We start from the raw sequence: 21,839 nt of genomic DNA on the forward strand, positions 1-21,839 counted from the left end.
CATACTTACCGCTTACGCTAACAAAAAGCAGCCAGATTCAGCGCATTGCTTGTTCAAGCTGCCTCCCCTTCCTCAAGCAACGCGCTCAGCACGCTCACCGTTCTTTCCGTCGCGCCGCGATGACGCGCCGCGAATGCCGAGGCCGCCGCGCTCATCGCGAGACGTCTGGCCTTGTCGTTGAAGATTTCACGCAGCCCGCGCGCGAGATCCGGCGGGCCCTGCACGCGCAGCGCGGCGCCGGCCGCGATGGCGTCGTTGGTCGCCTGCGTAAAGTTGAACGTGTGCGGCCCGATCAGCACCGGCACGCCCGCCGCGCACGCTTCGATCAGATTCTGCCCGCCGAGCGGCAGCAGACTTCCGCCGATGAACGCGAGATCCGCCGCCGCGTAATACGCACCGAGCTCGCCCATCGAATCGCCGAGCAACACCTGCACGCTCGCCGGCAACGGCTCCGGCACGTCCGCGCCCGAACCCGCCGCGACGGGCTTCGGCGCCCACACCGAGCGGCGCGCGCTCGTGAGCCCGAGGCTCGCGATCAGCGCAGAGACTTCATCGAAACGCTGCGGATGCCGCGGCACCAGAATCAGCAGCGCATCGGGCACGTTCAGCGCCGCGAACGCGCGCAAGACCAGCGTCTCCTCGCCTTCGCGCGTGCTCGCCGCGACCCACACGGGCCGCTCGCCGATCGCCGTGCGCCACGCCTGGCCGCGCGCGACGAGTTCGGGCGGCGCGGTCATGTCGAACTTCAGATTGCCGAGCACCGCGACGTTGCGCGCGCCGAGCGCGGTCAGCCGCTCGGCGTCGGACGGCGTCTGCGCGAGCACGCGCGAAAAACCGCCGAACACTTCACGCACCGCGCGTCCGAACTTCGCCGCGCGCCGGTACGAGCGCTCCGACATGCGCGCGTTCGTCAGCACGAGCGGCACGTCGGCGCGCTTGCATTCGTCGATGAGCGTCGGCCAGACTTCGGTCTCCATCACGATGCCGAGCGACGGACGCCACGCACGCAAAAAACGCCGCACGAGAACGGGCAGATCGTAAGGAAGATAGCTGCGCAGCACGCGATCGCCGAACAGCTCGACGCCGGTTGCGCGACCGCTCGGTGTCATGTGCGTGAGCAGGATGCGGGCTTCGGGATGCGCCTTCAGCAAGGCGTCGATGAGCGGCTGCGCGGCGCGCGTCTCGCCGACCGACACCGCATGCACCCAGATGAGCGGCGCGAGGTCGTCGGCGCTTCTGCCGCGATGCGGCGGCACGCGCCCGAAACGCTCGCCGATATGCTCACGGTAGCCCCGCTCCCTGCGCGAACGGATCAGCAGCCGCAGCACCGCGAGCGGCGCGACGATCCACCAGAGCGCCCGGTAGACGAGCCTCAGCATCGCAGCCGATGCGCCCGGGGAAGCCGCGCCGCTCAAACGAGCGCCCTGCCCTTCAGGCGCTCGAGAATGCCGAGCGGCGCGCATTCGGGACGCGCCATCGCCTTGACGGGCAGAAAGAACGTCTGCTCCATCATGAACTGCCCGGACATCACCGCGTGCGATGCGTGATCGGAGAAGCAGACCCACACCGAGCCGGGCGGGAACGGCATCGTTTCCTGCGGCGAAGTCTTCTGATAGTCGAGATCGGCCTTCATCGCGTCATGCAGATGCAGCATCAGATGGTCGTACGCCGAGCGCTTCGACTTCGTGATGTGCAGCAGATTCATGAGCCACGCCGAGCCGGGCGTCTGCGCCTTGATGCCGGGCAGGAAGCGCTTCGCCATGTCTTCGAACGGTTCGCCGACGCGCCACACGCGTGGCGCGCCCTGCGGATTGATGTTCGTGAACACGCGCAGGATGCGCTCGCCGTAGTTCGGGCGCGACGGGAAGGCATCGACGTGCAGGCGGCTGTCGTCCTTGCGCCACGACGTCTCGCGCGTTTCGACCTGATGCAGCCGCAAGCTGGTGGGCGCGACGCGCAGCTTGCCGTCGTACTCGGGGAAGAGCCCGTCGACGAGCGAGCGCGCATGATCCTGATATCGCTTGATGAGCGAGCGCACCGCCGACTGCATCACGTTGTCGCCGAGCACGCCGGCGAGCACGCCGCCGTTGGGTGCGAGGCTGATGTTCTTGCGCTTCGGGTCGGCGATCTTCGGATCGAGCAGCGCAATCTCGCCGCCTTCGATCGGAAAACGCAGATTGGGGAAATACAGCACCTTGCCGTTTTCGACGCCGGCAAGCAGCGTCTCGCGCGGCACGGACAGGTTCTTGCCCTGCCAATCGCCCGATGCGACTTCGATGATTTGAGATTCCGTCATGTGTCTACGACCTTGAGTTACCGCGCATGGCGCGCGTCGGGCACGCTAGCACGGGCGCGCTACAGCAGGCCGAAGCCCGCGAGCGCGGTCTTGACTTCAGACAAAGTGGGGTGCCGGCTGGCGTCGCCCAGATTGACGACTTGCGGCGACCAGTAGCCGCCGGTGCGCCATGCGGTCGAGAAATTGTACAACTCGACGGTCGGGCGCTTCAGCGCCGCGGCAATGTGCACGAGACCGGTATCGACGCCGACGGTTGCGGCCGCGCCGTCGATCAGGCCGACGACCGCGGGCAGCGAGAGCTTCGGCGGCACGATCGCGGCCGCGCCGAATTCTTTCGCGAGCTTTTCGCTTGTCGCGCGTTCGGCGTCGCTGCCCCACGGCAGCACGATCGACGCGCCGCGCGTCACGAGCGCCTGACCGAGTTCGATCCACGCGGCTTCGGGCCATTGCTTGTCGGCGCGCGAAGTGGCGTGCACGAACACGACGTACGGCACCGGCAGGTTCAGCCCGAGCTCGGAGACGGCGAGCGTCGCGCGCCGCGTGTCGATGCCGAAGTCGATGTCGTCGGACATCTGCGGCTTCGGCAAATCGAGCGCCGCCGCGACGAGCTGCCGCGTGCGCTCGACGACATGCGTGCGCGGCTCGATCGGCACGCGCCGGTCATAGAAGAAGCGCACGGGCCATTCGTAGCCCGCGCCGTCCGTGCGGTTGCCGAGGCCGGCCAGCGGCCCACGCGCCCAGCTTGCGACCCATGCAGTCTTGATGAGCCCCTGGCAGTCGATCACGAGATCGTATTTCTCGGCGGCGAGCTCGCGCCTGAACTTGCCGATCTCGCGCCAGTTCGCGGGCGATGCAAACCCCTTGCGCCAGCGTCTGAGCGAGAACGGGATCGCGCGATGCACGCCGTGAACCAGTCCGACGAGACTCGCGAAGCTTTCCTCGACGAGCCAGTCGATTTGCACATCCGGATAGCGGCGGCGGATGTCGGCGATGGCGGGCATGTTGTGGACGACGTCGCCAAGCGACGACACGCGGACGATCAGGATCTTTTGCACGCTGGGATGGGGAGGCGCGGACGGGCGCGCGGCGGTGTGAGCGGGAAAACGGGGATTTTAGCGCGGCGCGTGCAACAGCCAAGCAAAAAGCGGCACGGTAAAAAACCGTGCCGCTCTGTAATCAACTATCGAAACCGCTCAGAACGGCAACTTCGCGTCCGGCTTCTCCGCCAGGATCACCCGGCGAAAATCCTCCTGAATCCGCTTCAGCGCCGCGTCGTTGTCCGCCTCGAAGCGCATCACGACGACCGGCGTCGTGTTCGACGAGCGCGCGAGTCCGAAGCCATCCGGATACTCCACGCGCAAGCCGTCGATGGTCAGCACATCGTCCGCGCCGGTGAACTTCGCCGATTTCTGCAGACGCGCGATCAGCTCGAAGTTCTCGCCCTCTTCCAGCTTCAGTTGCAGTTCGGGCGTCGACAGCGAATTCGGCAGATCGTTGAGCAGCTTGCTCGGATCGGCCACGCGCGACAAGATTTCGAGCATGCGCGCGCCAGTGTAGAGACCGTCGTCGAAGCCGTACCAGCGGTCCTTGAAGAACACGTGGCCGCTCATTTCGCCCGCGAGCGGCGCGCCGGTCTCGCGCAGCTTCGCCTTCACGAGCGAGTGGCCGGTCTTCCACATCACCGGCTCGCCGCCCTGCTCGCGCACCCACTTCGCGAGATTGCGCGTGCACTTCACGTCATAAATGATTTGGCCGCCCTTGTTGCGCGACAGCACTTCCTGCGCGAACAGCATCAACTGACGGTCCGGATAGATGACCTCGCCGTCTTTCGTGACGACGCCCAGACGATCGCCGTCGCCATCGAACGCGAAGCCGATTTCGGCATCGGTTTCTTTCAGCGCCTTGACGACGTCCTGGAGGTTTTCAGGATGCGCCGGGTCCGGGTGATGGTTCGGGAAGTTGCCGTCGATGTCCGTGAACAGTTCGACCAGCTCGCAGCCGAGCGCCTTGAACAGCTTCGGCGCGAGACCACCGGCCACGCCGTTGCCCGTATCGACGACGATCTTCATGCCGCGCACCGGCTTCACGTCGGACACGATGCGATCGAGATACATCTGCGACACGTCGAACTCGGTGTAGCTGCCCTCGCCTTGAGTGAGATCGTTGTCGACGATGCGCTTGTACAAGCCCTGGATCTGCTCGCCGTAGATCGCCGCGCCGCGCAGCACCATCTTGAAGCCGTTGTAGTCGGGCGGATTGTGGCTGCCCGTCACGACGATGCACGAATCCACGCGGCGCTCGCCCGACGGCAAGGGCAGCGGCACGCTCGCCGCGAAGTAGCCGACGGGCGTCGGCACCATGCCGATATCGACGACATCGACGCCCGCCGAGCGCAAGCCGTCCGACAGCGCGCCGACGAGTTCGGGGCCGGAGAGACGGCCGTCGCGCGCGACGACGACCGAATCGCCGCCCTGCTTCCTGATTTCGCTGCCGAATGCCTGGCCGATGCTTTTGGCGACGTCACGGTCGACCGTCTTGCCGACGATGCCGCGAATATCGTATGCCTTGAAGATGGACTGGGAAACTTGGCTCATGAGATGGCTACCTCTTCTCTATTAATTGATGTTTTCCGGCGATGCAGCCATGAGGCATGCAGGTCGTGACTGTCGGCGCGCCGATCTTTGCTGCGGGTAAGCGCGCGAACGGCTGCCAGATGACGTATCGAATTTTGCCTATGCGTGTGTCAAATCAATACGAAAGAAACAATTCGAAGCAAGTCGAAGCAAATTGAAGCGGAACCGCGACAGCGGGCGGGTGTCGGATCGCACTTATAATCGCTGTCTTTCGGCGCTCTTCGCGGTCGCGCGCGCCGGGATCGAAACCCGGTTCAAGCCTGCGCGTTCATTCTAATCCAATGCTTAAACGCTCTTTCGCCTCGATGCCTTCGAATGAGGCGCGTCCGCGCGCAAACACACAAAACTTCACCGATCACGCGCGCCTTTCAATAGTCGATCAGGCTCGGCCAGCACGCGGCGTGCCCGTTATCGTGACGGGATCGGCCGAATGAAGGCGCTGACGCGCTCCGGCAATCCGGACGTCGCCCGGGCGCTTGCCAATATCGTGTGGCTCGGGCTGGAGCGGCTGACGCAGATCGCGGTCGCGATCGTCATCTCGGGATTGCTCGCGCGCTATTTCGGGCCCAACGATTTCGGCAAATGGCAGTACGCGAACACGCTGCTGCTCGTGATCGCGCCGATCACCTGGATGTGCGGCGCGGAGATTCTCGTGCCGACGATCGTCCATCGCCCGCCCGCCGACACCGGCGCCGTGCTCGGCAGTGCGTTCGTGCTGCGCATCGGCATGTCGGTCATCGCGCTCGCGCTGACGTGGATCTGGATCGCGGCGGGCGGACCCGATCCGATGGTCGGTCTGATGCTCACGGGCCTCGTCGTCACGTTGCTGTTTCGCGATCCGCTCATCGGCGTGGTGAATTGCTGGTTGCAGAGCATGACGTACAGCAAGCCGCAGCTCATCGCGAGCATGACGGCCGCGATCGTCAAGGCGGCGCTCGTCTTTGCGCTCGTGCGCGTCACGGCGGCGCCGCAAAGCTTCGGCTGGCTCTGGGCGCTCGAAGCCGCGGCGATCGGCGGCGCGCTCGTCGTGTATTACATGCGCCGGCATGGCGGCAAGCTCGACTGGCGTTTCGATCGCGCGCTCTTCAGACATTTCGCAAGCGCGGGCACCGTGTTCTGGCTCGGGCTCATCTGCATGTATCTGTTTCTGAAGCTCGACCGGCTGATGCTCGCGCATCGCGTATCGTTCGCGGAGCTCGGGCTGTATTCCGCCGCGCAACAGCTCAACGAAAACTGGATCACGCTCGCGCTGATGCTCTCGCAGACCATCGCGCCGGCGTTCGTCTATCGCGTGCAGGACACCGCGCGGCTCAAACGCAACCTCGTGCGCCTTTTCGCGATGACCGCCGCGCTGATGATCGCGGGCGCGGCCGTCCTCGATGCGCTCGCGGGCTTCATCATCGCGCGCGTCTTCGGCCCGAATTACGCAGGCGCTGCCGATATCTTCCGCTGGGCCGTGTGGCTGTCCGTGCCGGCGGGCATCGAGGCGATCGGCAATCTCGTCGTGCTGAAATATCAGGCGAAATACGTGCTGCTGGCGAAATGGCTCTTTGCGCTCGCGGTCGCGTTCGTCGTGAACGGGATCGCGATTCCTCGCATGGAAGGTTACGGCGCGCTGATCGGGCTGGCGGCGGGTTATCTCGCGGCGGCGTCGGTGAACTTCTACTACATTCGATACCGGCTGCGCGCATGAACGATCTATCCGACGTTGCTGTCTTGATGCCCGCGTTCAACGGCCAGGCCGATGTCGAACGCACGCTCGCGTCGTTCACGGAAACGTGCACGGTCCGCGTGCTGATCGTCGATGACGGCAGCACGCCGCCGATCGTCGCGCCCGCCGTCGCCGGCATGAACATCGACATTCTGCGGATGCCGAAAAACGGCGGCATCGAGCGCGCGCTCGAAGCGGGCATGACAGCGCTCGCCGCGCGCGGCATACGTTACGCGGCGCGCATCGACGCAGGCGATCTCGCGACGCCCGGCCGGCTCGCGAAGCAGCGCGCGTATATGGAAGCGCATCCGCGTGTCGCGGCGCTGGGCATGTGGACGCACGTCGTGTCGACCGAAGGCGCCCCGCTCTTCGATCTGACGCCGCCGACCGAGCCCGCCGCGATCCGCCGCGCGATGCTCGCGCGCACATGCTTCACGCATCCGTCACTGATGCTGCGCGTCGATGCCGTGATCGAAGCGGGCAACTATCGCGCGCAGTATCGCGCGGCCGAAGATCTCGATCTTCTGCTGCGCCTCATGCAGCGTCACGATGGTGCGAACCTGCCCGAGTTCGGGCTCTTCTATGAGCTGAATGAAAGCGGCATCAGCGCGACCAAGCGGCGCGCGCAGGTGATGTCGACGTTGCGATTGCAGCTTCGCTATTTGCGCGTGACGAATCCGCTCGACTGGGCGGGCGTCGTGAAGAGCGTCGCGCATCTGCTGCTGCCGTATCGCGCGTTGCGTGGCCTGAAGGCGCGGCTGCTGAAGCCTGCGTCGTCGGCATGACACTTTTTGTTTAGCCGGGCGCGTCATCGAGCGCGCGGCGCACCAAGATTTCCGGATGACCAAAGAAAAGTCGAATCTTCGCATCGCCCTCGTGTGCAACACGGCGTGGGCGATCTACACCTACCGGCGCGGCGTGCTGCGCATGCTCACCGCGCAAGGCGCGCAGGTGACGATCATCGCGCCGCGCGACCGCACCTTCGAGCCGCTCATTGAAATGGGCTGCCGCTGCGTGGAGCTGCCGGTGGCGTCGAAAGGCACGGACCCTCGTCAGGATTTGAAGACGCTCGCCGAGCTCTATCGCGAATATCGCGCGACGCGTCCGCATATCGTGTTTCACTACACCATCAAGCCGAACATCTACGGCTCGCTCGCCGCGATGCTCGCGCGCGTGCCGTCGATCGCGGTGACGACGGGCCTCGGCTACGTCTTCATCCAGAAGAGCCGCACGGCACAGGTCGCAAAGCTGCTGTACCGGTTCGCGTTCCGCTTTCCGCGCGAAGTGTGGTTCCTCAACAAGGACGATCATCACGCGTTCAAGCATGAGAAGCTGCTCGCGCATCCGGATCGCGCGCGGCGTCTGCATGGCGAAGGCGTCGATCTCGACGAATTCGCGCTTCAACCGCTGCCCGCGCGCAAAGATTTCGTGTTCATCCTGATCGGGCGTCTTCTGTGGGACAAGGGCGTGGCGGAATATGTCGAGGCCGCGCGCAGAATCCGCGCGAAGTTTCCGCACGCGCGTTTCCAGTTGCTCGGGCCGGTCGGCGTCGACAATCCGAGCGCGATCAGCCGCACCGACGTGGAGAAGTGGGAGGACGAGCATATCGTCGAGTATCTGGGCGAAGCGAACGACGTGCGGCCGCTCGTGGCCGCGGCGGATTGTGTCGTGCTGCCCTCGTATCGCGAAGGCGTGCCGCGCACGCTGATGGAAGCCTCGGCGATGGGCCGGCCGATCATCGCCACGGATGTGCCCGGCTGCCGCGAGGTGGTCGAGCACGGCGTGAACGGCCTGCTGTGCGAGGTGAAGAGCGCCGACAGCCTCACGGACGCGATCGAGCGCATGCTGACGCTCTCCGCCGACGAACGTGAAGCCATGGCGCGGCGGGGCCGCGAAAAAGTCGCCCGCGAATTCGACGAAAAAAATGTCGTCGAACGCTACAAGGGCACAATACATGCCATTACCGGCATTTCACTCTGATTCAGCGATTTCAGTAATTTCACCGATAGGGAGAACACACGATGAATGACAACCAGTCGATGAAAGGCACGATTCTCGTCACGGGCGGAGCGGGCTTCATCGGTTCGCATACGTGTGTCGAATTGCTCGATGCGGGCTACGGCGTCGTCGTCATCGACAATCTCGTCAACAGTCGCGCGGAATCCCTGAAGCGCGTGGAGCGCATCACGGGTAAAAGCGTCGCGCTATACGAAGCGGACGCGCGCGATGAAGCCGCGCTCAACCGCATCTTCGACGCGCACGCGATCACCGGCGCGATTCACTTCGCCGCGCTGAAAGCCGTGGGCGAATCGGTCGCGAAGCCGATCGAGTACTACAGCAACAACATCGGCAGCCTGCTTGCCGTGCTCGAAGTGATGAAAGCGCGCAATGTGCGCAACTTCGTGTTCAGCTCGTCCGCGACCGTGTATGGCGTGCCGAAGAGCGTGCCGATCGACGAATCGTTCCCGCTTTCCGCGACCAATCCTTATGGACAGAGCAAGCTGATCGCCGAACAGATTTTGCGCGATCTCGAAGTCTCCGATCCGTCATGGCGCATCGCGACGCTGCGTTACTTCAATCCGGTAGGCGCGCATGAAAGCGGGCTGATCGGCGAAGATCCGGCGGGCATTCCGAACAACCTGATGCCGTATGTCGCGCAGGTGGCCGTCGGCAAGCTGGAGCGCCTGCGCGTGTTCGGCAGCGATTACGATACGCACGACGGCACCGGCGTGCGCGATTACATTCACGTCGTGGATCTGGCGCGCGGGCATATCGCGGCCATCGGCGCGCTGAAGACGCTCGATCGCAGTTTCGTCGTGAATCTCGGCACCGGGCAAGGCTATAGCGTGCTGGATGTCGTGAAGGCGTTCGAGAGCGCGTCGGGCAAGCGCGTGCCGTACGAGCTGGTGCCGCGCCGCCCCGGCGATGTCGCCGCCTGCTACGCCGACCCCGCTGCCGCCGCCGAACTGATCGGCTGGCGCGCGGAGCACGGCATCGAACGCATGTGCGCGGATCACTGGCGCTGGCAATCGCAGAATCCGCAAGGGTTCGCGTAACCACGTCGCGGCGCTCGCATTCGATGCGGCGCCGCTCTATTTCATCGGTTCTAGTTCATGCTTAGTTTCGCGCTTGCTTTTCTGGTCTCGCTCTTCGTGACCTTGTTGATCGTGCGCTTCGCACACTTGCAGGAAGGCGTGCTCGGCGACACCGATCTCGCCGGCGTGCAGAAGTTTCACGCGCGTCCGGTGCCGCGCATCGGCGGCGTGGGCATCATCTGCGGGCTGACCGCTTCGGCCGTGCAGTTGCGATGGGGCTATCCGGCCGTGTCGGGCGGCATTCTCGGCATCATTGCGTGCGGCTTGCCGGCGTTTCTCTCCGGGCTCGTCGAAGACCTGACCAAGCGCGTATCGCCGCTCGCGCGCCTCATCTGCACGATGGCGGCCGCGGGCCTCGCCTATGCATTCCTGAACATCGCGGTGACGCGCATCAGCGTGCCGCCGCTCGATTTCCTGCTGTCGTACGCGGTCATATCGTGCGCGGTGACGGTGCTCGCCGTCGCGGCGCTCGCAAACGCGGTGAATATCATCGACGGCTTCAACGGCCTCGCGTCGATGGTCACCTTCATGATGTTCGCCTCGCTCGCCTACGTGGCGTTCCAGGTTCACGATCCGGTCGTGCTGTCCGGCTCGCTCATCATGATGGGCGCGGTGATGGGCTTCTTCATCTGGAACTTCCCTGCCGGGCTGATCTTTCTCGGCGATGGCGGCGCGTACTTCGCCGGATTCATGCTGGCCGAGCTCGCGATCCTGCTCGTGATGCGCAACCGCGATGTCTCCGCGTGGTATCCAGTGCTGCTCTTCATGTACCCGATCTTCGAGACGTGCTTCTCGATCTATCGGAAGAAATTCATTCGCGGCATCTCGCCCGGTATTCCGGACGGCGTGCATTTGCACATGCTCGTCTACAAGCGTCTGATGCGCTGGGCCGTGGGCGCGAAGAACGCGCACGAGCTGACGCGGCGCAACTCGCTCACGTCGCCCTATCTCTGGCTGCTGTGCCTCATCGCCGTGATTCCCGCGACGCTCTTCTGGCGGCACACGCTGCATCTGTTCTGTTTCGTCGTCGTGTTCGCGGCGACCTACGTGTGGCTCTACATGAGCATCGTGCGCTTCAAGTCGCCGCGCTGGCTGGTGTTTCGCCGGCCGCATCAAGCGAAGAAGTAAGCCGACGCCGCCCTCTTTCGGGCGGCGTTTCTCTTTCCGCGCCGCTTACTTCAGGTGCTTCTTGAAGAACTCGGCAGTGCGGCCGTTGGCGAGTTGCGCCGCGGCTGCGTCGTAATGCACGCCCTGGTTGCGCGCGAACGCATGATGGCAGCCGGGATACGTGAAAGCCTCCACATTCGCGTGCCCCTGCACTGCGGCGAGCACGCGATTGCGCGCCTCCTCGTTGATGAACTCGTCGGCTTCCGCGAGATGCAGCATGAGCGGCACCTTGATCTTCGGCAGATCGGCGAGGTATTGGTCGGTACCGCCGCCGTAGTAGGAAACCGATGCATCGACATCGGTGCGCGCGGCCGTCAGAAACGACAGGAGGCCGCCGAGACAGAATCCGACGGAACCGATCTTGCCCTGGACCTGCGACAGCCCGCGCGCAAAGCCGATGGTCGCCGCGATGTCCTCGACGCCCGTGTTCACGTCGAACCCGTTGTAGTACTTCATCGCCTGCTGCCATTCGGCTTCGGTCTTGTCGGTCAGGACGACGTTCGGCTCCTGCCGCCAGAAGAGGTCGGGACACAGCGCGACGTAGCCCTGGCGCGCGTACTCGTCGCAGGTTTCGCGCATGTCGGCGTTGATGCCGAAGATCTCCTGAATGACGACCACGGCGGGCGCGGGCGTTTGCGCAGGATAGGCGACGTAGGCGTCGAAATTGCCGTCGGGCGTGGAGATGCTGAGCATGTCGGACATGAGGGTCTCCTTTAGTGGGTGTCACGCAGCGGGCTTGCTTCTACCTAAATAGGTTTTGAGCACATAGGATAGTTCCTTGACGAGCAGCTGCCATATCGAGAGGTCGTTCTTTTCCTCCTTGGTCGGGCCGCTCTCCCGGAACAAAAAGCGTATCAGCGCCAGCAGCGGCACGGCAACCAGCGCGGCCACGATGGCGATTGGCGTGAGAAGCAGACCGCTCGTGGCGGGATCGGTTCGGTATGCGCTAGAGAACAGACGCACGCCGAAGGAACCGGTCCATGTGACGAGCACAATCGTCAGCGTCGCGATGAGCGCTGCAATGCCGTAAAACGCATGTTGCCTGAGCTGCCGATACTGCTTTCTATCGGCAACGTCCTGGTCGACGAGATCCGGATGACCCGTCCTGCGCCTTTTGCTCTCGACCGCCATCGAGAAATCCTCAGCATCGTTGTGTTCCGGCGCGTTGACTAATTCTTTCGTTTTCGTGCTCAATAAATCCATTTGAGTTTCTTCAATCGATGCTTCATCACGAGGTCCGAGACTGCGAATATTTCTGTGAGCCGCACGAAATTCATGATGTTCCGTTTGCTGATCATGATATTGAGGGCGAAATCGGGAACGAGAAGTTCCAGCGCGAACTGGTTCGCCTGATGTTCCGCGCGGTCGTAGTGCACGGGCCAGAACTGAAGCGCGGTATCGACGAACCGCTTTCCGTGCTCCAACGCAAAGTGCCCCAACTCGTGCGCGACGACGTACCGCAAACGCGAAACCGGTTCATTCGGGTTCGTGTAGATGTGCGGCTTTCCGTCCACGAACTCGAAGCGTCCCAGTTCCTTCGGCTCCATCTCCGCGTCATGTTCGACGGTCACACCCGCCGACCGCGCAATCGCAAACGGATCGACCGGCAGCTTTCCATCCCAATGCTCGGACAACATGTAACGCGCAGCCATTCTCGGCATAATCATTGCCCTCCATCAGCAAGTTGTGGCACGCAAATAGATGCTTCGCAATCCTTTGCGTTCTTGCGATGAAGTCTATCATCGGGCTTTCGGCGTCTCCATGCACCTCGTCCGAATGGCTAATCTTTGGAACGGCCCGCCGCATCGGGCGAGCCGCACCTTTGCTTACGACTCGATGAACGCCAGCAAATCCGCGTTCACCTTATCCGCTTCCACGGTGCACATCCCGTGCGACCCGCCCGGATAAACCTTCAACGTCGCATTCCTGACGATCTTCGCCGCCTTCTGCGCCGCCGCGCCGATCGGCACGATCTGGTCGTCGTCGCCGTGAAGGAAGAGCGTCGGCACGTCGAATTTCTCGAGATCGGCCGTGTAGTCCACTTCCGAAAACTGTTTGATGCACTCGTACTGCCCCTTGATGCCGCCACGCATGCCCTGCAGCCAGAACAGGTCGATCACGCCCTGCGAAATCGTCGCGCCGTCGCGGTTATAGCCGTAGAACGGCGTCGTCAGATCCTTGTAGAACTGCGAGCGGTCAGCGGCGACGCCCTTGCGGATGCCGTCGAACACGTCGATCGGCAAGCCGTCCGGATTCGCCTCGGTCTTGAGCATGAGCGGCGGCACCGCGCCGATCAGCACCGCCTTCGCGACCCGCTTCGTCCCGTGCCGGCCAATGTAATGCGCGACTTCGCCGCCGCCCGTCGAATGGCCGACGAGCGTCGCGCCCGTCACGTCGAGTGCGTCGAGCAGCGCGGCGAGATCGTCGGCATAGGTGCCCATGTCGTTGCCTTCCGACGGCTGATCCGAGCGGCCATGTCCGCGCCGGTCGTGTGCGATCACGCGATAGCCCTTACCGAGAAGAAACAGCATCTGTGCGTCCCACGCGTCGGCGTCGAGCGGCCAGCCGTGAGAGAACACCACGGGCTTGCCGCTGCCCCAGTCCTTGTAGTAAATCGAGGTGCCGTCCTTCGTCTTGATCGTGCTCATCGGGTGAAATCCTTGGCTATCCAACAGTTGGGAAATGCGCCCCATCCGGCGAACGCGCTCGAACGAGCGTGCGCCAGAGCGGCAGTCGAAGTGTGAAACGCTTGTGTGACGGTGAGACGCGCGCCAGGCACGAAAGGGCGCGCCGTGCGGCAAGAGCTTATTTGATACGCGAAAAACGGCGCGCGCGCCAGCATTGAATCGCCGGACGGCAAGGGATGAGAGGCAGCGCAAAGCAGCAGGTGACGGACGACGACTCTTCACGGCGATGATCGCGAGTCCCCGGATGATCGAACTGGTTCGATCGATCGGGTTCCCGGCATGCGTGTCGCGCCGAACAAGCCCATGCCGTTTCCCTTCTGCGAGGGCCGCTCGTTGACGTATGGCCCGCGCGGCTGACGCCGCGCGTCCTCGTGGGCTTGCTGACCCGCTATCGCGGGTCACCTCGTATCGGCACGCGCACGCACATCGCACCTGTGGATTGGTCTCGCCGGATCAGACCGCATCCGGCCATCCAATCTTCGGTCCGCAAGTGCGGGGCGATCCGCCAGAATCACGTCCTTTACGGACACGGCGACACGCACGCGTTTCTCTGCGCACACCGGATCGAAGCGCTCCCCACGCAACGTTATTTGGCGCACATGTGCGCAATGGGGCCGCTGATATATTCGACGCACAAATAAAAGGGGTGCCCGGGGGCGTCATGCGCAACAAGTTCGCCGTCGTCTGGATCTGGCTCGTTCTGCTGCCGCTCGCCTTCGACATCAAGGGCGTCGCAACCGTCGACAAAATCATTCCGATTCTGCTCACCGTCACGTCGATGGGCGCGGCCTGCGCCGTCTTGCTGATCGCGCCGCGCTTCGCGCGCCGCTCGCGCATGCGCACGCTCGTCACTTCGCTGCTGCTGCTCACGCTCTTCGGCAGCGCCGCCACGCACGCGCTGCAAGGCAACGACGTGGGCAACTACGCGCGCGTCATCCTGCCGTTCCTGCTGATGCTGCTCGGCTACTTCGTCGGCTGCCGTCCGTGGGATTCGCAGCGTCTCGAACAGATCGAGCGGGCGCTGGCCGGAGCGATGATCGCCTCGCTCATCGTGAGCGTCGGCTTCGACGTGGCGATGAACGACGGCATCGGCAATGCGGACGCTGGCATCGTCCCCGTCACGTTCCTCTGCCTGCAAGCGCTGCTGCTGCATGAACTCGTCTTCGCGAAGCACTTCCCGAAGCTCACCGTTGTGCTGTTCGTCGCGACCGTCGTCATCGAGTTGCTGTTCGTCACGCGCAGCCTGTTCGTCGGCACCTTGCTGCTCTTCGTGTTTGCGACGTGGCTCGCCGCGCCGTCGATCCGGCATTTTTTCGGCGCGAGCCTGCGCGCCGTCGCGATCCTGACGCTGCTCGGCGCGATGGCGGCCGCGTCGGCGTCGTTCTTCCCCACCGTTGCCGAGCGCTGGTTGCCGGATGTGCCGCTCGCACAGGACGACGCCGCCATCGCGCGTCTCGCGGAGATGAAGGCTCAGGTCGATCAGGCGACATCGTCGACGCTATCGACGATCGTCGGCATGGGCTATGGCCACGACTATCGCTACTCGCCTTCGACGCTGCGCGAGCCCGGCGAAAACAATGTCCCTGCGATCAGGAACTGGACCGCTGGCCAGGACTTCTGGGTGTATCAGTTCTTCGCGGGCGGGCTGTTCGGACTTGCGTTGCCGGTCGCCGTGCTGTGGGCGCTCTGGCGCGGTTCGATGGCCTATCGTGCGTGGCGGCATAGCGCGCCCGATGCGCGCCATCTGCCCGAGCTCGGACGCGCGCTGCTGATGCTCGCGGCGCTGCCCGCGACGTCGATCGGCGGGAATCCGCTCAGCAACGGCTTTGCGGCGGTCGTGTTCGGCGTCGCGCTGGGCGTAGCCGTCGCGTCGTATGCGCGCATCGCGAACGCGATGCAGATGCGCGCAGCCGTCGCTGCGGGCAAACAGCCGCAGCCCGTCTATCCGTACTATGGCGTGCCGCCGGACCTGCGCGCGCACGACGAACCGTTGCCCGAATCGCTGCCTGAGCTGCTGCCCGCGGCTACCTTGCCGGCACAAGGCCGTCAGGAACCGCCGGAGCGGGACTCGCTCGCGCCCAACGCCTGATTCACTGCGCGGGCAAATGCGCCCGCAGATACGGCGCGAAACCGTTCTGCACGGAGATGATCTTCGTCGCGCAGTCGTCGAAATCGGAGCCGCGCGCGCGTTCGTCTTCATACATGCCCTTGCATTGCGCGAAGAGCGAGATCGTCGCGCCGTTGCCGCTCGCGATGCGTGTCGCGGAGAACACCGGCTTGCCGGTGCCCGAAGGCACGTCCGTTTCGATCGCGGCATCGTCGGCGCGCGTCAGGCGTTCCTTCGAATTCTGCTCGACGTAAGTCTTCGTGAGCTTCCAGGCCGCATCACACTGTGCGGCGTCGCGGCACGCGATGGTCGCGTTACGCTGCGCCGTATCGAGCGACTGCTGCGAGAGCAGGAACGTGCGTTCCTTCTGCTGCTCCTTCTCGGCGGACGAGCATGCGGTGAGGACGATCGAAGCGACTGCGAGAGCGATGAGCTTTTTCACGGGCGGAAAGCAGAAAAACAGGTCGGACGGCGATTATAACGACGCCCGCTTTCAACGCGCGTGCCCCTGTACGAATGGCCGCTCGCGCAGGGCTTTTGGCGTCGGCTGGTGACGGCACGCAATATTCTTGCTTTCATGGGCGCAAGACGCAGCTTTTCAACATCGGAGGAAGCATGAAACATGCGCTACGCAAGGCGGTCCTGTCGCTGATGCTCGTGGCATCGTCGGCAGCGAATGCAGACGATCTGGCCGATGCAGCGTCGGCCGAACTCGCGTTGTCCGGCAGCAGATCGCCGTCGGCGCAGCTTCTCGCACAGCAAAACGGATATGCGGGGAATCCCGCGGGAAGCGCGCGGCTTCGTCCGGGCGGACGGGCCGACGCCAGGTCGATGACGGCGCCGAAGAGCGCCGCCGCGATACTCTATCCGCCGCCGCCGGGCTTCAAGACGCCGAAGACCAATCCGGCCCGCGCGCACGACATCTACAAGTCGCCATATTGATCGTGAGAAAGGAAAGCGCCGGCATCGCAATGCCGGCGCGTGACGCGATGCCTGAATGCGAGGCTTATTCCGCGATGCTTTCGTAGCTGTAGTAACCGGCGTACGTGCTGCCCATCAGCACCTTCGATTGCGGCACGTCGGTGAGCAGCACGCCTTTCATCTGCACGCCGCCGTTGTGCAGTCGCTTCATCGTTTCGCCGATCTCCTGCACCTGGTTCTTGCCGTGCCGCACGACGAGCAGACTCGTGCCGGCGTGCTTGCCGATCACGGTCGCGTCGGTGACCGCGAGGACCGGCGGCGTATCGATGACCACGAGGTCGTAATGCCGCTTCAGTTCCGCGAGCACTTCGCCGAAGCGGTCGCTCGCGAGCAGCTCCGAAGGATGCGACGGCAGCGAGCCCTTCGTGATGAGATCGACGCCCGGCAGCACGTCGTGAAGGATCGTGTCCATGACGTCGGCGCCCATCAGCACGTCGGAGAGACCGGGCGAATGGCGCACGCCGAAATGCGAGTGGATGTCGCCGCGGCGCATGTCGCCATCGATCAGCAGCACGCGCTTTCTCGTCGAGGCGACGAGCGTCGCGAGATTCGCCGACAGGAACGACTTGCCCGCTTCCGGACGCGAGCCCGTCAGCATCACGACGTTGTTGCGCGCATCGGTGAGTTGCAGTTGCAGCGACGTGCGCAGGCTGCGGATGCCTTCGACAGCCGCATCTTCCGGCGCCTGCGCGGCGAGCACATGCAGCCCTTCGCGGCGCATGCCGACCTGGCGTTGCAGGCGAAGCTGCTGCGTGCTGCGCGGCACGATCGCGAAGACGCGCGTGCCCAGTTGCCGCTCGATGTCTTCCGGACGCTCGACGCCGCCATACAGCGACTTGCGGATGAACGCGACGATGATGCCGATCACGAGGCCGATGCCCGCCGAGATCAGGATCACGAGCATGCGCTTCGGACGTACGGGATCGTCGGGGACTTGCGCGAAGTCCACGACGCGCACGTTGCTGCCCTGCCCCGCCTTCGTGATGCGCATCTGCTGCACGCTGCTGAGCAGGTTCGTGTAGAGCTCGGTGTTGACGCGCACGTCGCGCATGTAGCGCAGCGCGGTCTGCTCGGTGTCGGGCAGCGTCGACACGTTCTTGCCGAGTCGCGTCTGCGCATTCGTGAGCGAGGCGATCTGCGCATCGAGCGCCTGCACCGACGGGTGATTCGCCGTGAAGCGCAGCGACAGTTCGGTGCGCTGCTGTTGCAGGTCCGCGAGCTTCGTCTTGTTATCGACGATCTGCTGCAGCAACATGCGGCTTTCCTCGTTCAGATCGACGCCGCCCTGCTTGTTGCGAAACGCGCTATAGCGCTGCTCGGCATCGTCGAGCTGCTTCTTGGCGACGGGCAACTGCTGCTCCAGAAACGAGAGCGTGTGCTCTGCATCGGACGCGCGGTTCTCCGCGTCCTGCTGCACGTAACGGCGTGCAATGTTATTGACGATCGCCGCAATTTCATTCGGATTACTACCTTCCAGCGATACGCCGATGATGCCGGACTGCAATGCGGTCTCCGCCACGGTCAGGCGCTTTTGCAGACGGTCGATGGTCGTGACCGTCGAGAAGCGCTGCAGCTCGAACTGCACGCCGGGCTTGCCGTCGAGCTTGTCGACCTTGAGCGTGACGGCGCCTTGCGGCGTCATGCCGGACGCTTCCCTGCCGACGTGGCCCGTGAGCACCGCGAGTCCGTCCGGATCGTTCAGCGCGTAAGTGCCGTTCTGGCCCGCGATGAGGGTGAATTTTCTGTCGTAGAGTTCTTTGGGCGTGTCGAAGAGCGGCACGTCGATCTGCTCGCCGCTCCAAGCGAAGCGCGACAGATAGCCCTGCGGCACCGGCTTGCCGAGCATCGAGAACGCGCGGCCGATCAGACCGCCCACGACGGGCATCGAACGCGGCGACGCGCTAATGTCGAGATGAAAACGCCGCACGGCATCTTCGATGACGAGACGCGAGCGCAACAGCTCGATCTGCGCGGCGGTGACGGACTTGACTTCGGAATTCTGCGCAACGCCCTGCTGTCCGCCATTGGCGGGCGCGTTCGCGTTGGTCTTGCTGTGCTCTTCCACCTGGATCACCGCGTCCGCCTTGTACGTCGGCGTCGCGAGGAAGGCGTATGCGGTCCCGACTGCGACCACGACGAGCATGACGGCGGTCACGAGCTTCCAGTTGCGCATCACCGCCGCCAGATAGTCGGACAGCCGCAACTCGTCGCCCGTCGATACGTCCACGTACCGTGAATCGAAGTTCATCGCCATGATCTCGCTCGCTTGCTTTTTTTTAAGTCGAACAATGATTTCCCGGCGCGCCCCCGCGCGCGCCGGTCAGACGCTTTCAGACGCTTACTTCGTCAGCACGGCGGCCGTCAGACCCGCGTTGATCGCCGGCAGGAGCAGGTTCAGGACGCGCGAGAAGCGCACGAGGCCGTTGTTGTCCACGTAGACGACGTCCTTCGGCTGCAGCTCGAAACCGTTCGCGAGCAGCATCGACACCGGCGAACGCGCGTCGAGGTGATACACCTCCGGCTGGTCCGTCTGGCCGTTGCGGATCACGTAGACCTGTTTCGGGTCGGACGTTTCCGCGTTGAAGCTGCCGCCCTGCGAGATCGCATCCGACAGCGTCATCTTGCCGTTGCGCATCGGGATCACGGTGGCGGGACGCGTCACTTCGCCCATCACGTAGACGCCGTTGTCGTCGCGCGAATCGACGCGCACCGCATCGCCCGGCTTCAGCATGATGTCCGACGGGCTGCGGCCCTTCGCGGTCATGCCCGCCATGTTGATGTGATACGTGACGCCGTCGCGGATGAGCGTGACGCGGCTCTGGTCCGCCGTCAGCGCGAAACCGCCCGCGCGGCCGACCGCCTCGGTGAGCGTCATCGGAATGTCGTTGATCTGCTGCGCGCCCGGCGTGCGCACGTCGCCGTCGATATACACCTGCGACGCACGGAACGATGCGACGCGCACCGTCACCTGCGGCTTCACGAAGACCTTCGACAGCTCCGCATAGAGCTCGCGCTGCACTTGCGTCTCGGTCTTGCCGACGACATGCAGCGGCTTGTTCACGTACGGGAACTGGACGTTGCCGTCCGCATCGACGACGAAGCCGGGCGCGGCGTCCGAAGTGCGCGACTGAGCGACCGGCTGGCCCAGTGCCGCGACGAGTTCGGGGTGATCCCAGACCGTGATCTGCAGCACGTCGCCGATGCCGAGCTTGTACGGCGTGGGCTTGCCGTAGAGCGACGCGTTCGGATCGTTCGTGTCGGAAGGCATCGCCGCGCGCATCTTCTTGATGAGCGTCAGGTCGATCGGCGTGATCGGAATGTTGACCGTCGAGGCCGGATCGCCCTGATCGTTCGACGTCTCGACGAGTTGCGCCGGCTGTTCGAAGTGCATGCCCGGCGCGAGCCCGCAGCCCGTCATGACGACACAGATGGAAGCTGCCGCGGCCAGGCTCGTGAGGCGGAAGATACGCGACACGTTGGTGTTGGCGGCCAGTGAGGTGGTGCCCGGTTGTTGTTGGTTGTGCATGATGGTCGTCCCCTGCATCAGTAAGCGTTGGTGTGGCGTAGTCCCTTGAAGATCGTTGCGGCGATGATTCTCATATCGAGTCCGAACGACCAATTACCCAAATAGTACAAATCGTGAGCGACGCGTCCTTCCATCTTTTCGATCCGATCAGTTTCCCCACGAAAACCGTTGACCTGGGCCCAGCCGGTGATGCCTGGCTTGATCCGGTAACGATGGATGTACCCCGATACGACCTTCTGATACAGGTCGTCATGTTCAAGCGCGTGTGGACGCGGGCCCACGACCGACATGTCGCCTAGCAGAACGTTGAAGAACTGCGGCAGCTCATCGAGGCTGGTGCGGCGCAGGAACGCCCCGACACGGGTCACGCGCGGATCGTTGCGCGTGGCCTGCTGGAGCACTCCGGCCCGTTCCGTGTGCATGCGCATCGAACGGAACTTGTAGATGTTGAAGACGCGGCCGTCTGCGCCCTTGCGGCGTTGCCTGAAGAAGACCGGCCCGCGCGAGGTCAGCTTGATGGCGAGCGCAATGCAGATCAGGAGCGGCGAGACGGCGATGATCGCGCCGAGCGCGAACGCGCGGTCGAAGAGTTCTTTCTGCAACTGCGCCGATGCCGACAGCGGCGACGCGACCAGGTCGATCGCGGGCTGGCCGAGCAGATCGGTCACGCCGCTTTCGAAGAGCGCGAGGCTGCGCACGTCGGGAATGAAGCGCACGTTGATGAGATCGTCGCGGAATTCGTTCACGAAGCGCAGGATCGTGCGCTCTTCGGAAAGCGGCAGCGCGAGCCACACTTCGTGCACGTTCTGCGAGCGCACGAAGCTGATGAAGGCATCGTAGTTGTCGTAGACCGGCACGCGCGTGGTCAGACGCGCCTTGCCCGGCGCCGCATTGAACGCAGCGGTCATGCGAAAGCCGGTGTCCTGCGAGCGTTCGATCTTGCGAACAATCGAATCGCAATGCCTGCCGCCGCCGACGATCGCCACCTGCTGCAGGTTCATACCCGCGTTGCGCATATGCGCGAGGATTGCATGCGTGATGAGGCGGCCGGCGATCATGAGGCCGCCGGACATCGCGGTCCAGTAGGCGAACCAGAGGCGCGATACATAGTCGAGCCGATGCAGCGAGAACATGAGCGCGAGCGCGCAGCCCTGCACGACGAGCCAGCCGAGCGAGACCTGACAGGCAAGCTGAAGCTTGCTGCGGCCGCGCCACGACTGATAGACGCCGAAGCCAGGAAAGAGCGCGAGCGAGAACGCCGCCGCGAACGCGACGAACGCCACCGAATAGGTGTGAGCCTCGATGTACTCGAACCTGATTTGCGACGCTACCGCCGCGCCGCCGACGATCATTACGACGTCGAACAGGCGTGCCAGCAACCCTTGTAAATCGCGCATGTTATCTCCCCGAAACGCAATCAGCCCTTTACCGCTCCGCTTCGTCTCCTCCGTCGCCAGTGCCCGTCTTTTCGAATGAAAGCCGTTGCAAAAACGCTGCTGCCTCAACCGGTCATGCCGTCGCCCGTGGCGCGCTCAATGGCGCCCGTAGGTATCGTCGAAGCGCACGATGTCGTCTTCGCCGAGATAGCTGCCGGACTGCACTTCGATGATCTCGAGCGGCACCTTGCCCGGGTTCT

The 21,839-nt window shown here is 64.0% G+C and carries 20 protein-coding genes; 7 read left to right on the forward strand and 13 right to left on the reverse strand.

Annotation, left to right across the window (positions count from 1 at the left end):
- Nucleotides 1-53: 53 nt before the first annotated feature.
- From waaA to AWB74_RS26615, 4 genes are all read right to left on the reverse strand, one after another.
- Nucleotides 54-1,379, reverse strand: coding sequence for a lipid IV(A) 3-deoxy-D-manno-octulosonic acid transferase (gene waaA, locus AWB74_RS26600; protein ID WP_061149653.1), 1,326 nt, complete (start codon nt 1,377-1,379; stop codon nt 54-56).
- Nucleotides 1,380-1,411: 32 nt separating this feature from the next.
- A complete protein-coding gene (locus AWB74_RS26605; protein ID WP_061149654.1) occupies nt 1,412-2,296 on the reverse strand; it encodes a Kdo hydroxylase family protein in 885 nt (294 codons plus the stop codon).
- 59 nt (nt 2,297-2,355) lie between these two features.
- The gene (gene waaC / locus AWB74_RS26610) at nt 2,356-3,351 is read right to left on the reverse strand and encodes a lipopolysaccharide heptosyltransferase I (protein WP_061149655.1); all 996 of its coding nucleotides are present in this window, start codon (nt 3,349-3,351) and stop codon (nt 2,356-2,358) included.
- A 138-nt stretch (nt 3,352-3,489) separates the two neighbouring features.
- Nucleotides 3,490-4,890 (reverse strand): phosphomannomutase/phosphoglucomutase, encoded by a 1,401-nt coding sequence (locus tag AWB74_RS26615; RefSeq protein ID WP_061149656.1) that lies wholly within the window; start codon nt 4,888-4,890, stop codon nt 3,490-3,492.
- Between the two features lie 469 nt (nt 4,891-5,359).
- Between AWB74_RS26615 and AWB74_RS26620 the strand changes: the two genes are divergently transcribed.
- From AWB74_RS26620 to AWB74_RS26640, 5 genes are read left to right on the forward strand one after another with little or no spacing between them, the layout of a single operon-like run.
- Nucleotides 5,360-6,622 (forward strand): oligosaccharide flippase family protein, encoded by a 1,263-nt coding sequence (locus tag AWB74_RS26620; RefSeq protein WP_061149657.1) that lies wholly within the window; start codon nt 5,360-5,362, stop codon nt 6,620-6,622.
- A complete protein-coding gene (locus AWB74_RS26625; protein WP_061149658.1) occupies nt 6,619-7,425 on the forward strand; it encodes a glycosyltransferase in 807 nt (268 codons plus the stop codon). Before AWB74_RS26620 ends, AWB74_RS26625 begins: the two co-directional genes overlap by 4 nt.
- A gap of 55 nt (nt 7,426-7,480) precedes the next feature.
- Nucleotides 7,481-8,620 carry a glycosyltransferase family 4 protein gene (locus tag AWB74_RS26630; RefSeq protein WP_061149659.1) on the forward strand — a complete coding sequence of 380 codons (1,140 nt, stop codon included), beginning with the start codon at nt 7,481-7,483 and terminating at the stop codon, nt 8,618-8,620.
- 41 nt (nt 8,621-8,661) lie between these two features.
- Nucleotides 8,662-9,696 (forward strand): UDP-glucose 4-epimerase GalE, encoded by a 1,035-nt coding sequence (galE, locus tag AWB74_RS26635; protein WP_061149660.1) that lies wholly within the window; start codon nt 8,662-8,664, stop codon nt 9,694-9,696.
- A gap of 57 nt (nt 9,697-9,753) precedes the next feature.
- The gene (locus AWB74_RS26640; protein WP_061122756.1) at nt 9,754-10,863 is read left to right on the forward strand and encodes an MraY family glycosyltransferase; all 1,110 of its coding nucleotides are present in this window, start codon (nt 9,754-9,756) and stop codon (nt 10,861-10,863) included.
- Nucleotides 10,864-10,908: 45 nt separating this feature from the next.
- Here the strand turns inward: AWB74_RS26640 and AWB74_RS26645 are convergent, their stop codons facing one another.
- The 4 genes from AWB74_RS26645 to AWB74_RS26660 form a co-directional block, all read right to left on the reverse strand.
- Complete coding sequence (locus AWB74_RS26645; protein WP_061149661.1) at nt 10,909-11,604, reverse strand: dienelactone hydrolase family protein; 696 nt, start codon at nt 11,602-11,604, stop codon at nt 10,909-10,911.
- 21 nt (nt 11,605-11,625) lie between these two features.
- Nucleotides 11,626-12,105 (reverse strand): hypothetical protein, encoded by a 480-nt coding sequence (locus AWB74_RS26650; RefSeq protein ID WP_143749314.1) that lies wholly within the window; start codon nt 12,103-12,105, stop codon nt 11,626-11,628.
- Nucleotides 12,093-12,569: an ImmA/IrrE family metallo-endopeptidase gene (locus AWB74_RS26655; protein WP_061149663.1), complete on the reverse strand. Its 477-nt coding sequence runs from the start codon at nt 12,567-12,569 to the stop codon at nt 12,093-12,095. The genes AWB74_RS26650 and AWB74_RS26655 overlap by 13 nt, the downstream gene beginning before the upstream one ends.
- Before the next feature lie 159 nt (nt 12,570-12,728).
- The gene (locus AWB74_RS26660) at nt 12,729-13,550 is read right to left on the reverse strand and encodes an alpha/beta fold hydrolase (RefSeq protein WP_061149664.1); all 822 of its coding nucleotides are present in this window, start codon (nt 13,548-13,550) and stop codon (nt 12,729-12,731) included.
- 700 nt (nt 13,551-14,250) lie between these two features.
- On the opposite strand from AWB74_RS26660, the gene AWB74_RS26665 reads away from it, so the two are divergent.
- A complete protein-coding gene (locus AWB74_RS26665; protein WP_061149665.1) occupies nt 14,251-15,678 on the forward strand; it encodes a hypothetical protein in 1,428 nt (475 codons plus the stop codon).
- A gap of 1 nt (nt 15,679) precedes the next feature.
- Here the strand turns inward: AWB74_RS26665 and AWB74_RS26670 are convergent, their stop codons facing one another.
- The gene (locus tag AWB74_RS26670; RefSeq protein WP_061149666.1) at nt 15,680-16,138 is read right to left on the reverse strand and encodes a hypothetical protein; all 459 of its coding nucleotides are present in this window, start codon (nt 16,136-16,138) and stop codon (nt 15,680-15,682) included.
- A 173-nt stretch (nt 16,139-16,311) separates the two neighbouring features.
- On the opposite strand from AWB74_RS26670, the gene AWB74_RS26675 reads away from it, so the two are divergent.
- Nucleotides 16,312-16,638, forward strand: coding sequence for a hypothetical protein (locus tag AWB74_RS26675; protein WP_061149675.1), 327 nt, complete (start codon nt 16,312-16,314; stop codon nt 16,636-16,638).
- 64 nt (nt 16,639-16,702) lie between these two features.
- Here the strand turns inward: AWB74_RS26675 and AWB74_RS26680 are convergent, their stop codons facing one another.
- From AWB74_RS26680 to AWB74_RS26695, 4 genes are all read right to left on the reverse strand, one after another.
- A complete protein-coding gene (locus tag AWB74_RS26680; protein ID WP_061149667.1) occupies nt 16,703-18,931 on the reverse strand; it encodes a polysaccharide biosynthesis tyrosine autokinase in 2,229 nt (742 codons plus the stop codon).
- An 84-nt stretch (nt 18,932-19,015) separates the two neighbouring features.
- Nucleotides 19,016-20,203: a polysaccharide biosynthesis/export family protein gene (locus tag AWB74_RS26685; protein WP_235024685.1), complete on the reverse strand. Its 1,188-nt coding sequence runs from the start codon at nt 20,201-20,203 to the stop codon at nt 19,016-19,018.
- Nucleotides 20,204-20,220: 17 nt separating this feature from the next.
- Complete coding sequence (locus tag AWB74_RS26690) at nt 20,221-21,600, reverse strand: undecaprenyl-phosphate glucose phosphotransferase (RefSeq protein WP_061149668.1); 1,380 nt, start codon at nt 21,598-21,600, stop codon at nt 20,221-20,223.
- 135 nt (nt 21,601-21,735) lie between these two features.
- Nucleotides 21,736-21,839 (reverse strand): hypothetical protein (locus tag AWB74_RS26695; protein WP_143749315.1); only part of this gene is annotated, 104 nt, incomplete at its 5' end.

This window comes from Caballeronia arvi (assembly GCF_001544695.2).
GTDB lineage: Bacteria > Pseudomonadota > Gammaproteobacteria > Burkholderiales > Burkholderiaceae > Caballeronia > Caballeronia arvi.

Excerpts from the sequence above, each read along its gene's own strand:
- waaA (WP_061149653.1), bottom strand. The coding sequence starts at position 1,379 with ATGCTGAGGCTCGTCTACCGGGCGCTCTGGTGGATCGTCGCGCCGCTC.
- AWB74_RS26605 (WP_061149654.1), bottom strand. The coding sequence starts at position 2,296 with ATGACGGAATCTCAAATCATCGAAGTCGCATCGGGCGATTGGCAGGGC.
- AWB74_RS26615 (WP_061149656.1), bottom strand. The coding sequence starts at position 4,890 with ATGAGCCAAGTTTCCCAGTCCATCTTCAAGGCATACGATATTCGCGGC.
- AWB74_RS26620 (WP_061149657.1), top strand. The coding sequence starts at position 5,360 with ATGAAGGCGCTGACGCGCTCCGGCAATCCGGACGTCGCCCGGGCGCTT.
- AWB74_RS26625 (WP_061149658.1), top strand. The coding sequence starts at position 6,619 with ATGAACGATCTATCCGACGTTGCTGTCTTGATGCCCGCGTTCAACGGC.
- AWB74_RS26630 (WP_061149659.1), top strand. The coding sequence starts at position 7,481 with ATGACCAAAGAAAAGTCGAATCTTCGCATCGCCCTCGTGTGCAACACG.
- galE (WP_061149660.1), top strand. The coding sequence starts at position 8,662 with ATGAATGACAACCAGTCGATGAAAGGCACGATTCTCGTCACGGGCGGA.
- AWB74_RS26640 (WP_061122756.1), top strand. The coding sequence starts at position 9,754 with ATGCTTAGTTTCGCGCTTGCTTTTCTGGTCTCGCTCTTCGTGACCTTG.
- AWB74_RS26645 (WP_061149661.1), bottom strand. The coding sequence starts at position 11,604 with ATGTCCGACATGCTCAGCATCTCCACGCCCGACGGCAATTTCGACGCC.
- AWB74_RS26650 (WP_143749314.1), bottom strand. The coding sequence starts at position 12,105 with ATGGATTTATTGAGCACGAAAACGAAAGAATTAGTCAACGCGCCGGAA.
- AWB74_RS26655 (WP_061149663.1), bottom strand. The coding sequence starts at position 12,569 with ATGATTATGCCGAGAATGGCTGCGCGTTACATGTTGTCCGAGCATTGG.
- AWB74_RS26660 (WP_061149664.1), bottom strand. The coding sequence starts at position 13,550 with ATGAGCACGATCAAGACGAAGGACGGCACCTCGATTTACTACAAGGAC.
- AWB74_RS26665 (WP_061149665.1), top strand. The coding sequence starts at position 14,251 with ATGCGCAACAAGTTCGCCGTCGTCTGGATCTGGCTCGTTCTGCTGCCG.
- AWB74_RS26675 (WP_061149675.1), top strand. The coding sequence starts at position 16,312 with ATGAAACATGCGCTACGCAAGGCGGTCCTGTCGCTGATGCTCGTGGCA.
- AWB74_RS26680 (WP_061149667.1), bottom strand. The coding sequence starts at position 18,931 with ATGGCGATGAACTTCGATTCACGGTACGTGGACGTATCGACGGGCGAC.
- AWB74_RS26685 (WP_235024685.1), bottom strand. The coding sequence starts at position 20,203 with ATGCACAACCAACAACAACCGGGCACCACCTCACTGGCCGCCAACACC.
- AWB74_RS26690 (WP_061149668.1), bottom strand. The coding sequence starts at position 21,600 with ATGCGCGATTTACAAGGGTTGCTGGCACGCCTGTTCGACGTCGTAATG.